Origin of the sequence: Paenibacillus sp. ALJ109b, assembly GCF_010747435.1 — a bacterium.
Taxonomy (GTDB): Bacteria; Bacillota; Bacilli; order Paenibacillales; family Paenibacillaceae; genus Paenibacillus; species Paenibacillus taichungensis.
This window is the reverse complement of sequence record NZ_JAAIFP010000031.1, coordinates 73,391-86,338: the sequence shown is the minus strand read 5'-3', so window position 1 is coordinate 86,338 and position 12,948 is coordinate 73,391. Positions and strand designations below refer to the sequence as shown.

Sequence of the window (12,948 nt, the reverse complement as noted above, 5' to 3'; positions counted from 1 at the left end):
AGAACGTATGGGACAAAAGACGGGATTCAAAAAAGGTGCATTGCTACTCTCTGCATCATTGGTACTGAGTACGGTTCTGGGAGCTTGCTCCACGGACAAAGCAGGTTCAGGAACAGCTGCGGGAGGCACGGATCAGATCACAATTATGCTTCCGAACTTTGAAGCGGAGAATCCGCCCGATAACAGCCCTGTGGTTCAGAAGCTTGAAGAATTGACCAAGGTGGACGTGAATCTGCAATGGGTACCGAGCAGCTCTTATGAGGACAAATTCAATATCACGCTGGCCTCGGGCAAGCTGCCAGATGTTATGGTTGTGCTTGGTAAGTCCCCAAGTTTTATTAATGCGGCTCGTACCGGAGCTTTCTGGGAGCTTGGACCTTATTTGAAAGACTATCCGAACCTGAGCAAGATGAATGAAATTATCACTAACAATGCTTCTATCGATGGCAAAACCTATGGCATCTACCGCGCACGTGCTCTGGGACGTAACGGAGTCACGATCCGCAAGGATTGGCTGGAGAAGCTCGGTCTGGAAGAGCCAAAGACCATTGACGAGTTCTACAATGTATTGAAAGCGTTCACGAAGGATGATCCAGACGGCAACGGTAAAGACGATACTTACGGTCTGGTGGCGAGCAAATTCACGGGCCCTTGGGATAATATGCAGATTTGGTTTGGTGCACCCAACAAATGGGGCGATGATGGTAACGGAGGTTTAATGCCGGCACATGAGACTCCAGAATATATGGAAGCTCTGAAATTTTTCCGCCAAATCTATAGCGAAGGTCTGGTCAACAAGGACTTTGCCGTGATGGATGCGACGAAACTTCCTGATCCTTTTGTTAACGGGCAAGCGGGTGTCATGGTGGATGTAGCGGATAACGCACAGCGGATGGATCAGAAGATACTGGAGAAAGATCCGTCAGCGACTGGACATGTGGATGTGCTTCAAGCGATGGAAGGTCCAAAGGGATTGCGCGATATGCCAACTTCGGGCTATTCCGGCATGATTGCTATTTCCAAAAGCAGTGTCAAAACGGAAGAAGACCTGAAAAAGGTGCTGCGTTTCCTGGATCAACTGAATGAACCTGAATTGCAGGCGCTGCTAGGGAACGGTCTGGAAGGCAAGCAGTATGAGAAAAAAGAGGGTTACGTCATTCCGACCACTGACAAACTGGCGCTGCGAGATGTACAGGGTCTGAATCAGATCCTCATGTTTATTCCAGAGGACAAAACACTTCGTGTGCAACAGACCCCTGTTCGCGAAAAGGTTGCACAGGTACAGAAAGCCAATGAGGAAATCGTCATTGCCAATCCTGGCGAACCGCTGATTTCCGATGTGTATGCCCAGAAAGGACCACAGCTGGATAACATCATCAATGATGCCCGTATCAAATTCATCGTGGGGCAAATGGATGAAAAAGGCTTCCAGGATGCTGTTGCATTGTGGAAAAGCAGTGGCGGCGACGACTATGTCAAAGAAGTGAATGAGTTGTATGCTGCACTGAAGTAGTTTGATGTTCCAGAGCCCGGCAGCCTTGCTTGTAGTGTCTAGGCGGTAGCCGGGCATTTCCGTATATGCATAGTTCAGGACAATTAAAACCATCTTCCTCTTTTTTTTGTGAATTATAGCTTCCAGTCTTTGGATTTTGATGTATAATCATTGCAAAACAAACCCATTTGAACTTAAATGAACGTTATCGGTAAATGGACACCACTCTTGCACATACAGGGAGGAAGCGACATGTGGAACAGGGATGCATTTGAAAATCCCGAGGCGCAGTACCGGGTTCATCCCTTTTGGTTTTGGAATGGGGATATGGAAGAAGGGCAAATCAAACGGCAAATAGCCGAAATGTCTGCACAGGGCGTAGGTGGTTTTTTCATCTGTCCACGTCAGGGGCTAGAGATTCCCTATCTGTCCGAAGCATGGTTTGACAAGGTACGGATTGCAGTGGAAGCGGCGGCCGCATGCGGCATGCAGGTATGGTTATATGACGAGTATCCCTATCCAAGCGGGATGGCCGGCGGTGAGGTGACACTTGATTTTCCTGAGGCGAAGCAGCGCCAGCTTGTACATCAGCAGATTTGTGTTCATGGCGGAGAAACAGTGGATCATGAGTTGCCGTGGGGTCGGATTTTAGTGGCGAAGGCAATACCCAAGGATGCGCAGGGCAAACGATTGTGGCATGAATCCATTGATTTGCGTAGTAACATCGGCAATATCCAGACTGATCAGGTATATCAGGAGACAGGACTCACGTCGTATAATCGCAAGCGGTTTTTTACATACCGAACGGCCTTTCGCCTGTTATGGAAAGCTCCCGCTGGGGAATGGGACGTGATTATATTTCAGGAAGAAGAGATGGATGATTTCAAATATTACGGCAACTTTGTAGACCCTTGTCACAAAGAAGCGATGAGCCGTTTTATTGAACTGACCCACGAACGGTATAAGGAAGCCGTTGGAGAACAGTTTGAAAGCGTAATCAAAGGCATGTTCTCTGATGAAATTGCGCCGCTTGGGCGTATTCCTTGGTCTCCACAGCTTCCCCGATTTTTTAGCGAACGCTGTGGTTACAGTCTGATCGAGTCCCTGCCTGCTCTGCTGCATGGCGATGTCCCAGACGCAGAACGTATCCGGTATGACTATTATCAGTCGCTACATCTGCTGCTCAGGGAGTCGTATCACAAACAGGTACATGACTGGTGTGAAGAGGCAGGGATTCAGTATGCGGCAGAAGTGCCCGGGGTACGGATGACCACGCAGTTGTTCAGTCATATGCCAGGTGGAGATTCAGCACATGAGAAAATCGGACGCCCCTTATCCTGGATTCTGGAACGATATGGCAAAAAAATGCGTGACAATCCGAAGATGGTCAGCTCGCTTGCCAGACAGTTGGGACGAAGCCGTAATCTGATTGAGTGCTTCCACAGTGTAGGCTGGTCGATGACCTTACAGGATGCCAAATGGATGATTGACCGCATGGCAGCTATGGGCACCAACTTTTTTAACTTCCACGCCTTTTTCTATACCATCGGTGGACTTGCCAAGCATGATGCACCGCCATCCCAGTTTATACAGAACCCGTATTGGCGTCACTTCCGGCAGCTGGGGGACTACACGGGACGTTTAAGCTATCTGATGAGCAGCGGGACAGCGGACATTCGAATTGCCGTGCTTGATCCAACGACCACGTTCTGGAGCCTGATGGGCAATCCGCTTCACGGGTTCGAATATGGCGGAGAAGACGAAGCAGAACGGGCGAAGCTGGATCGTCTCACGAACGACTGGATGCGGATCACCTCACATCTGCTCGAAAACAGACGTGACTATGATCATCTGGACCCCGAGCTGTTAGCCGAAGCTGTACTGAACGAGGGTACGATTCAGATTGGCGTTGCACGTTATGACGTACTGATTCTTCCACCGATGCTGAATCTGGAGGCAGCAGCCTGGCAGCAGGTGAAGCAGTTCGTGGAAGAGGGGGGGACGGTTATATCTGTAGGTATGCCGCCGCATGTAGCCATCCAGCCAGGAAGCCCTGCAGGAAATGAGGCCGCTCAGTTCTTTGGTGCAGGTAACCAGCCGCACGAGGCATATTGGGGCAATGCGGAAGAAACAGGTCACGAGAGCAGCGAATTGATGTGGCAACAGGGACAGGGGAATGCCTATTTTCTACCTGCGGGAACAGGTCGCGGGGATGACTTCTCCTTGGAACTGATCTCCCTGCTGCTGGATCAGGTACTGCCCGAACCGATCTGTTGGATCATGGAAGAAGAAAGTGCATCGCTGCTTATGCAGACCCGTCAATTATCGGACGGAGAGTTTATGATCTTTTTGTCCAACCAGGAAGGACAGCAACTTGAAGGGCAATTGAAAATAGTAGCCAAGCGGTTATGGACGGATGTGGATCTTTCAGCGGGTACAACTATGCAGGCGGAACGGCTCGATCTGGAGACAGGACAGCTTGAATCATTGCCGTTTACCAGCAGTGGTGGTGAATGGTGCATTTCTCTAAAGCTTGCTCCCTATGAAGCACACGCGGTAAGACTTACTTTACAACTTGCCCAAGGGGTATCAGAAGGGAATTCTTTTGCTCTGAACCAAACAGGGACGAAGTCTGGAGCGGATCGTTTAGTTACTGAGACTGAGAACGCACCCTATACCATTCAGCTTCCTGCGGAAGGGCCATGGCGCCTGGAAACCGTGCAGTCCAACACACTTCGAATGGGACAGTTCAACGTAACAGCTTCCAATGACAACGGTGTAATTTTTGAATGTAATCATGCTGCAGTCAAACCGTTTATTGACCAGGCGGCTGAATTGTCGAAGAATCATCATCTGCCGCTCCAGTTTAATCAAGTATTTGGTACACCGAAGAAAGCATCCGTTGCCTATCCAATCCAGTGCAAGTATACGACTACATTTGAGCTGAGAACGGCATTGGCAGATTGTCTGTTATTCATGGACAGGGCAGCGATATCAGGTGACTGGACCATGGAAATTAACGGACAACAGATCGGACCTGATCAATTTGAATCGATTGAAATTACCGATCACCATAATATTGGCTGCAATATAACTGAATTGTTGTGCAGTGGTCTGAATGAAATGACCGTTACCGTACAGGTCACGAGGGATGAAGAAGGTATCGTTGATCCGCTGTATCTGCAAGGGCGGTTTGGCGTGGAATTCCATCATGAAGGCATGGTCTCTCTCGTTCGTGAGCCGGATACGGCGACCCGAATTGGGCCTGAGCCTCAGCCGTTTTATCCCCATTTTGCAGGGGAGTTGAGTTACAAACGAAGCTTCTGGCTGGATCAGTCTGCTGAAGAGGTTGCGTCCTTTGAACTGGAATTCAGCGACTGGCAGGTGCAGGATGTGGTCGAGGTACGGGTGAATGGTCACACTCTGGGTATTCGATGCTGGTCTCCATATCGCTGGACGGGAGAAGCCTCGTGGCTGCTAGCAGGGGATAACGATATTGAAGTACGAGTTACCAATACATTAATCGGACTGCTGGAAGGTACGTATTTTGACTCGGGCAGCCACCGTTTGCAGGAAGCTGGTCATGTATCAACTGAAGAATAAACCTCCCAAGATAAACGGATTTATTCCTTAAGGAGGTAGAAGGATCGTTGATCTGCTGTTCTACAGCAAGGAAAATGAAAAGCCGGAAAAAAGCAGTTGAAGTGGGAGGAGTAAAAAGATGGGACATCGTATCCAGTTTGACCGCTACCCACATGGCGTGATGAAGGCGTTGACGCTCAGTTATGACGATGGTGTGGTGCATGATCGCAGACTGGTGGAAATTTTCAATCAGCATGGGTTGCGGGGCACATTCAATCTGAATTCCGGTACGCTGAGCAAGCCTGGCCGAATTGAGACGACAGAAGTTGCGAAGTTGTATGCCGGGCATGAAGTGGCTGTGCATACGGTCACCCATCCCACATTGCCCTATGTTCCGGATGAGCTGCTGACCGAAGAGATCATGGAAGATCGGAGATCGCTGGAACAGCTTGTCGGTTATCCGGTAAGAGGTATGGCCTATCCGAATGGGGGTTATGACCGTTCACTCAGCACCAAGCTCGAATGGCTTGGCATCGATTATGCACGCACGGTTGAATCCCATGGCAGGTACACACTGCCTGAGCGGCCGCTCGAATGGCATCCAACCTGTCATCACAACCATGATTTGGCGGCCCATGCCGAACGATTTATCCAGCATACGAAGACAGGTACGCCACTCTTGTTATATGTATGGGGTCACAGCTACGAATTCAATGATAACGACAATTGGCAGATTATAGAGCAGTTTGCTGAGCAGATTGGTGGCCGGGATGACATCTGGTACGCAACGAACATCGAAGTGATTGCTTACTGGAAAGCGGTCAAACGTCTGGAATGTTCAGCAGATCGGTCGATTATCCATAACCCATCGGCCATCTCCATCTGGTTTACAGCGGATCAGCAGATGGTTGAAGTGAAGGCTGGAGAGACATTGCGACTAACCGAACGAATCAAGGTATAGGAAGGGAGCTGACGATCATTCGTTATTTTCATGAGAACGAGGCGATTGCAGGCAAGGTGTATGATTCAATTCCGGATATTTTGACTACCGTGGCACAGCGTTATATTGGGGACCATCCGAAACACTCTTTTCTGTTCCGAGCGTACCATCGTGGAGGCTTCCGCAGACTTGGGGATTATCGTTATGATCTGAATCTGGATGCCAAGTGGAAAGAGGCTCGTGCAGGACAGTACGTGTACGTATGGGGTAAGTTGTGGAGTCAGCAGGAGGCTACATTAAATACGGGACTAAACTGTTATAGTCCGGTGACGGTCTATGTGAACGGAGAAGAGATTTTCAAATCGGAGCTATTGCAGGAATTATTTCCCGAGCGCAGAACCCAGATTTCGATTTCCGTGAAATATGGCTGGAACGATGTGTTGCTTTGTTTTGTAAAAACAGAGGTGGGATTCGGCGGAATCTACGGAACGGCCTCCTTTAAAAACTTTCCGCTTCACTTCCACACACCTGGTGTGGACCGCCAAGGACAGGAGGGCTGGCTGTACTCGGAACCAGTCGATGAACCTTTATCATCACTCCCACGTGATGGCATGACTGAAGCAGAAACGGGCCTCTCCTGGTATCCGCGCAGGGACTGGACAGAAGGGGAACAGAACGTTGGAGCTTTCGCCAGAATCTTTGGGACAGAGCAGCCTGCTGTTGCGTACGCATGGTCCAAACTGGATGTCATCCAACCGGGATCGTCACCTGTTCTTTTGCAAGGGAAACATGAAGGTGCTCTCACCCTGTACGTTGATGGCAAGGTGATATATTCCGCTGGGCAAAGCGGTAATTTCCGTATTGAACTGCCTCGCCGCTACGGTGCATCTGATCTGGTAGCGAAAGGTGAAACCAAGGCTGGGAGCGAGTTGTGGGGATTCATAATTGAAGATGCGAAGGATTCCACTACAAAAGACTGGAGATTGAGACCACCTCATCCGGTTGCAGGATGCCCCGACGCTTGGCTGTATACGGGTGTATTTTCCCCAGGCTCTGAACCATCTCCCCAAGACATCGTGGTAACAGATACTGTATTTGATGATGGAGCCCAAGGTGTATACTGGCATGTTGATCTACCTGAAACGAGTGTCCGGCCCTATTTAGAAAATACCCATTATGGTAAATGGAACTATCCACTTGGTGTCACCCTCCTTGGACTTCTTCAGATTGGACAGGAGTTGGGACGTGACGACTATGTTCAGTATGTGCGGGACCATATCGGCCTGAGTACGTCGTTTGACCGTTATGGTCTATGGGATCGAGAAGGGTATGGCGCCACGGGAATCAATAATCAGTTGTCTGCAATCGACAGTCTGGATGATTGCGGTTCGTTTGGATCTACTTTGCTTGCAGCGATGGAACTCGGCGACATTCGTGGAGGCAGGGATACCGCAGATCGTATTGCGGGCTATATTACGGATGAACAGGAACGTCTGGAAGACGGGGCCTTTTACCGTGTTCGTGGCAGCGGAGAGATGCGCCAGGAAACGATGTGGTGTGATGATCTGTATATGAGCACACCTTTCCTGATGCGGTACGGTCAGTTGACGGGAGATATTTCTTATTGGGAGGATGCAATCAACCAGTTCCTGATGTTCCGCAAATATCTGTATATTCCCGAACAACAAATCATGTCCCATGTGTATGATTTTGTGCGTGGACGGGCGACAGGCATTCCATGGGGGCGCGGAAACGGATGGGTTCTGTTTTCGCTAACCGAACTACTATCGATTCTACCAAGCGATCACGTCAAACGGCCGGAACTGCTGGGCTTCTACCGGGATTTATGTCAGGGGTATCTGGCGCTGCAAGGTCAAAATGGACTCTGGCATCAGGTGCTGAATCGCCCCGATTCGTATGAGGAAACCTCCTGCACGTCAATGTTCATCTACGCTTATGCCCGCGGTATTCGTGAAGGCTGGCTGGAGCAGCCAGAGGCCTACCTGAATGCGGTGCGCAAAGGATGGGAAGGCATAACGCGTCTATCCATTGATTACAAAGGCAATGTGTACGGTGTATGCCGGGGTTCCGGTTACTCCTTTACCGCACTCTATTACCGGGATGATCTGGGATGGATTCTGAACGATACGCACGGTATCGGCATTGTGCTTCTGGCCGGGATTGAGGCGTATAAAATGAATCAGCAGCTGAGCCGGATTTCGTTCGACTCTTCGGTTACAGCTGCACAACGCTAGTACAGGAATCATGAGTTCATCTGCATATAACCTAACGACAGAAAAAGCGGCACAGCCTTAATGGCTTACCGCTTTTTTTCATTATGAATGGAAATATTCAATTCAGATTACAAATTTACCGTGTTGTTAAAACAGCTCCAATTGCTCCGGACCCTCTTCCTCCTCCGGCTCCGTGCGGTCAGGGAAGGGCTTCACGGGTTGCTCCAGCAGCTCCATCATCATCTGTGCATTGGCAGCCGCGTCGCCGCCCGAGTTGTTGTTGAAAATCACATACACATCTTTGCTCTGCTCCTGCAATTGCTCCAAATAACCTTTCCACTCCAGCAGCTCTTCCTGGTTGTAGCGATACAGATAACGGGTCTCGCGCCAATTGGGTGCACCATTCTGATGCCAGCCTGATACATTGCGCCCATGCATACGCACCAGCGTCATTTCCGCATCGGTAGCCTCAGGTACGATAGGGATAGATCCTGGCCCCGCTTGAGGTTCATCACAGACGCTGTGAATCCAGCCTTGTTCCTTCAGGAATGCCAGCGTTCGTTCGCGCATGCCCTCTTCATACCAGCTGCGATGCCGAAATTCGAGGGCACACGGGATGCCTTCCATTCTCAGTTTTACTTCACGCAGTTCATTGACGTTGTCCCGATTGCATTCAAACCACGGCGGGTACTGGAACAAGGCCGCTTGCATCTTGCCTGCTTCCATGACAGGCTGCAGGGATTCGCGAAAAGCCTTATACATCTCCGAGGTGCTTGTGAAATAGGGTTTTCCCCGCAGATGTCCTGTCATCCCTTGATAGGCTTTGACGATAAAAGCAAAGGACTCTGGCGTCTCCGCTGCCCAGCGTGCCATCCGGTCCCGAGGCTGAACGGCGTAGAAGGAACTGTCTACCTCCACGGTCGTAAAATATTGTCCATACAGACGGAGCTTGTCTTTCGCTTTGGTACGGTTCGGGTACAAATCTTCCTGATCTCCCCAGCCCGTAAGTCCAATCCGAATCATAAATAACACCTCCTGTTGCTTCTTCTTATGTCAACGTTATATTTTAGTCGTCTAATGGCGTTCATGAAGTGAAGATGCCATAGTAGTTATATATCAATCTTCTATGTATAGTTAACCGATTCGCGTGGGCCTGACTATGTTTAACATTATATCGTGTGGTTTCCGGCCGTTCAATGTGGACGATCCTTGGAAATTTTTGAGTTTGAAGGATAAAGACGATACAATGGCTAAAAGCTATAGAGATATGATCCGGCTGATAGAACAGCGTATTACGGATAGTTGGGCCAGTGACCATGTGGAGGGCGATACGTAATGACGGAATGGTATGAAAAGAGTTTTGGAGAAGACTACCTTCTTGTGTACAAACATCGGGATGTGCAAGGTGCATATCAGGAAGTACATAAAATGATCAATTGGTTAAAGCTTAAGCCAAAGTCCAAGGTACTTGACCTGTGCTGTGGTATGGGCCGACATTCTCTGGCCCTTGCAGATGCTGGTTTCCAGGTGACCGGAATCGACCTGTCTGATGTGCTTCTGCGTGAAGCACGCAACATGGACACCGAACATCGTGTTGAGTGGTATCATGCCGATATGCGTGAGCTTCCGTTTAAAGGCGGATTTGACGCCGTTGTCAATCTATTTACCTCATTTGGTTATTTCCGAGAGGATGGAGAGCAACTAAGAGTGTTACGCGCCATTCATCGGATGCTGAAGCCAGGCGGCAGCTATATTATTGATTTTATGAACACGGCTTATGTGACTCGCCATCTGGTGCAGCATTCAACACGTGAAAGCGAAGGACAGAATATTGAGGAGTTTCGCAAGATCCAGGATGGATTTGTGCAAAAAGAAATTCACATCACCGATACCGCATCGGGCCGAAAACCACGAATCTATCAGGAACGCGTCAAGCTGTACACTCGCGAACAACTACGTGATCTGCTTCACGAGGCAGGACTCATGGTGGATCAGGTACACGGTGGTTATGATGAAGAGAAGTACGATGAGCAGACATCGCCGCGGATGATTTTTGTCGGTCATCGGCCGGAGCAGTAGAGTTGGAGGAGAATATTAATGAAGCGAACGGAATCCATTTCCATGCCAGTAGGCATGCATCGTGTCAAGATTACTATGGCTTTTCCTCTACGTTGGGTGAACAGCTATGTGCTCTATGAACCGGATGGAACAATAACGATTGTTGACCCGGGACCACGCAGTACTGAGACGGAACAGGAGTGGTACGAAGCACTCGCAGATTTCAATTTAACTTTTCAGGATATTAGTCAGATTGTACTGACCCACCATCACCCCGATCATCTGGGGTTGTCCGGCTGGATACAGCAGCAAACGGGTGTGCCTGTTCGAATGTCCACACGATCCCGCCAGGAAGCGGATTACATGTGGGGAACGGGGGCAACCATCAATACAGTGTTGCCTGAATATTATGGTCGCCATGGAATGCCGGAAGACAAGACGCAGCAGATACGCGAACATATGGAGGGATTTATCTCACAGATTACGCCACTTCCGGTAGTGACACCGATTGAAGATGGCGATTGGCTGGTTATGGGCGGGAAAAAGTGGCTTGCTGTAGAGACAGGTGGTCACGCGCCAGGACATCTATCCTTCTATGCGCCGGATTCCAGGGAGATCTTGTGTGGAGATGCCGTATTGCCGCAGATCTCACCGAATATCAGCCTGCAGCCAGGAAGTGACGATCAGCCTTTATTGTCTTATATGGAAGGGCTGCATCGACTGGGGGCATTGGATGTAGAAGTGGCATATCCAGGGCATCGGAATCCGTTTGGCCATTTTGCCGATCGAACGGTTCATCTGCTCACTCATCATGAAGAGCGCCTTCAGAAAATGATGGAGCGAATCCGGGAAGCACCGACGAATGCGTATGATATCTGTGTGTTTATGTTTGGTGACCGATTGGGAACACATCAGCTTCGTTTTGCGATGAGCGAAACTTTGGCGCATCTGCAGGAATTGATCCGGCGAGAGCATATTGTACAGGAGCAGCAGCCCGACGGAGTATTCTTTTTTATCGAAAATACTTAGGATTACAAGACTTTGACCAGGAGAACTGCCTGTTCAGAGTCTTTTTTGCGTGTAACGACTCAAATAAATGAAAGCTTTAGTCTCTCTTAACCGTTCATTCATCTTCTTTTAAGGCAGCACTTCTATGATAAATGCATGAACTTCGCCAGAGAAAGCAGGGAAGAGCGATGACTAGGAAAAAACGAAATCAATGGAGAAAATGGCAAGCCTCAGCGGCAGCAACGTTGACCGTGGCTGCACTCTTTCAATATGTAAGAACTTCTGATGCCTTTGATGTCGCTTATGCGGCGGCTAATGGTACTGATATAAGCAATACGGCTTCTACCCAGATAGATGCTCAGGATGATGTCATGGACGAATGGACGAACAACACAGATAGCAATTCTGATGCATCGTCCAATGAGGGCTATAGCCTGGATGAGGGAACGACTGATGGAAGCACTGCCATCGGTTCGAATCAAGGCAGGTCGTCGGGCAGCTGGATAACAGATCAGAATAGCAATCAGGATACAGACTCCGGATATAGCCGTGGTAATTATCAGTCACGCACGGGTGCATCATGAGTCGCACGGAGCAAGTCTCCCGTCTTCTTAAGTTCCGCTTCCGGGCGATGAACACGGACGTGGAAGTTCAGTTGGCCGCAGGACGGGAAGAAGCTGAGCATGCGGCAGCTTTGGTGAAGAATTGGTTCGAAGCGCAGGAACAGCGTTTCAGCCGATTTGTGGAAGACAGTGAATTGAATCGTCTGAATTGTTGCACAGGATGGATGCCGATTTCCGCAGCAATGGATGAAGTGTTAAGTTTGGCATACGGTTATATTGGACAGACGGAAGGGATTTTTCAGCCAGGTATCTCTCAGGCTCTGCGGGCTTCGGGTTACGATGTCAGCTTCGAGCAGCTGCAACAAAGAGAGCTTCAGCAATTTGGAACCGAACGCAGATTGGACATCAGACCATCGGATACAACAGATATGCTGAGAGACGAATATGACTATAGCCGCCCACGTTGGATTCAAAGGGAAGGCAGCCGAATGGTTCACAAGGACCCTGGGACTGAGCTGGACCTTGGGGGCATTGTTAAGGGTTGGGCCGTTGAGCGTATCGCCGATTGGCTGCAACGTACACTTCATATTTCGGCAGGATTAATTAATGCAGGTGGAGACATTCAGGCATGGGGGACAACACTTCATCCGATGTGGTCCGTACAAGTCACCGATCCTTACCAGGAGGAGCGAAATCTAATAGGGAATATTCAATTGAGGAAAGGTGCAATTTCCACTTCAGGAGTGGGACGAAGACAGTGGCAGAATACGGACGGAAGCCTTTCACATCACTTAATTGATCCCCGGACGATGGAGCCAGCAGATACGGATGCGCTGCAGTGTACGGTTCTGGGCCAGCATGCCTCGCAATGTGAGATTATTGCCAAGACCGTCTGTATTTTGGGAAGTGCCGATGCAGTAGGTTGGTTAAACCGTCATTACGATCGTCATGACGTCCTGTGGATGACCCGGGATGGGAGCACTTATTTTAGAGGAAATACCGATACGCTCGCTGAACGCTGGCCTGGTTTCGATCCGGATCACCGCTTCAGTCTTATATAAACGACAAGTC

The 12,948-nt window shown here is 49.5% G+C and carries 9 protein-coding genes; 8 read left to right on the top strand and 1 reads right to left on the bottom strand.

The features are described 5' to 3' along the window. Positions 1–7 precede the first annotated feature (7 nt). The 4 genes from G3352_RS26440 (at position 8) to G3352_RS26425 (ending at position 8,269) form a co-directional block, all read left to right on the top strand. Entirely contained in the window at positions 8–1,513 is a 1,506-nt protein-coding gene (locus tag G3352_RS26440) for an extracellular solute-binding protein (protein WP_163761130.1), read from the top strand. A gap of 231 nt (positions 1,514–1,744) precedes the next feature. Next, positions 1,745–5,095 carry a glycosyl hydrolase gene (locus tag G3352_RS26435; protein WP_163761129.1) on the top strand — a complete coding sequence of 1,117 codons (3,351 nt, stop codon included), beginning with the start codon at positions 1,745–1,747 and terminating at the stop codon, positions 5,093–5,095. Between the two features lie 118 nt (positions 5,096–5,213). After that, positions 5,214–6,035, top strand: coding sequence for a polysaccharide deacetylase family protein (locus G3352_RS26430; protein WP_163761128.1), 822 nt, complete (start codon positions 5,214–5,216; stop codon positions 6,033–6,035). Positions 6,036–6,091: 56 nt separating this feature from the next. After that, the gene (locus tag G3352_RS26425) at positions 6,092–8,269 is read left to right on the top strand and encodes a glycoside hydrolase family 88 protein (protein WP_163761127.1); all 2,178 of its coding nucleotides are present in this window, start codon (positions 6,092–6,094) and stop codon (positions 8,267–8,269) included. A gap of 126 nt (positions 8,270–8,395) precedes the next feature. On the opposite strand, the gene G3352_RS26420 is transcribed toward G3352_RS26425, so the two are convergent. Continuing rightward, positions 8,396–9,271 (bottom strand): DUF72 domain-containing protein, encoded by an 876-nt coding sequence (locus G3352_RS26420; RefSeq protein WP_163761126.1) that lies wholly within the window; start codon positions 9,269–9,271, stop codon positions 8,396–8,398. A 312-nt stretch (positions 9,272–9,583) separates the two neighbouring features. On the opposite strand from G3352_RS26420, the gene G3352_RS26415 reads away from it, so the two are divergent. The 4 genes from G3352_RS26415 to G3352_RS26400 all read left to right on the top strand — a co-directional run bounded on the left by G3352_RS26415 (position 9,584) and on the right by G3352_RS26400 (position 12,938). Continuing rightward, positions 9,584–10,327 carry a class I SAM-dependent methyltransferase gene (locus G3352_RS26415; protein ID WP_163761125.1) on the top strand — a complete coding sequence of 248 codons (744 nt, stop codon included), beginning with the start codon at positions 9,584–9,586 and terminating at the stop codon, positions 10,325–10,327. An 18-nt stretch (positions 10,328–10,345) separates the two neighbouring features. Then, positions 10,346–11,335 carry an MBL fold metallo-hydrolase gene (locus tag G3352_RS26410; RefSeq protein WP_163761124.1) on the top strand — a complete coding sequence of 330 codons (990 nt, stop codon included), beginning with the start codon at positions 10,346–10,348 and terminating at the stop codon, positions 11,333–11,335. Positions 11,336–11,502: 167 nt separating this feature from the next. Beyond that, positions 11,503–11,898, top strand: a complete 396-nt coding sequence (locus G3352_RS26405; protein WP_163761123.1) for a hypothetical protein — start codon at positions 11,503–11,505, stop codon at positions 11,896–11,898. Then, positions 11,895–12,938: an FAD:protein FMN transferase gene (locus G3352_RS26400; protein ID WP_163761122.1), complete on the top strand. Its 1,044-nt coding sequence runs from the start codon at positions 11,895–11,897 to the stop codon at positions 12,936–12,938. The genes G3352_RS26405 and G3352_RS26400 overlap by 4 nt, the downstream gene beginning before the upstream one ends. The last annotated feature ends 10 nt before the right edge of the window (positions 12,939–12,948 follow it).

What these genes read in the sequence shown, in the direction of transcription:
- G3352_RS26420 (WP_163761126.1), bottom strand. Translation starts at nt 9,271, where the DNA reads ATGATTCGGATTGGACTTACGGGCTGGGGAGATCAGGAAGATTTGTAC.
- G3352_RS26440 (WP_163761130.1), top strand. Translation starts at nt 8, where the DNA reads ATGGGACAAAAGACGGGATTCAAAAAAGGTGCATTGCTACTCTCTGCA.
- G3352_RS26435 (WP_163761129.1), top strand. Translation starts at nt 1,745, where the DNA reads ATGTGGAACAGGGATGCATTTGAAAATCCCGAGGCGCAGTACCGGGTT.
- G3352_RS26405 (WP_163761123.1), top strand. Translation starts at nt 11,503, where the DNA reads ATGACTAGGAAAAAACGAAATCAATGGAGAAAATGGCAAGCCTCAGCG.
- G3352_RS26430 (WP_163761128.1), top strand. Translation starts at nt 5,214, where the DNA reads ATGGGACATCGTATCCAGTTTGACCGCTACCCACATGGCGTGATGAAG.
- G3352_RS26400 (WP_163761122.1), top strand. Translation starts at nt 11,895, where the DNA reads ATGAGTCGCACGGAGCAAGTCTCCCGTCTTCTTAAGTTCCGCTTCCGG.
- G3352_RS26415 (WP_163761125.1), top strand. Translation starts at nt 9,584, where the DNA reads ATGACGGAATGGTATGAAAAGAGTTTTGGAGAAGACTACCTTCTTGTG.
- G3352_RS26410 (WP_163761124.1), top strand. Translation starts at nt 10,346, where the DNA reads ATGAAGCGAACGGAATCCATTTCCATGCCAGTAGGCATGCATCGTGTC.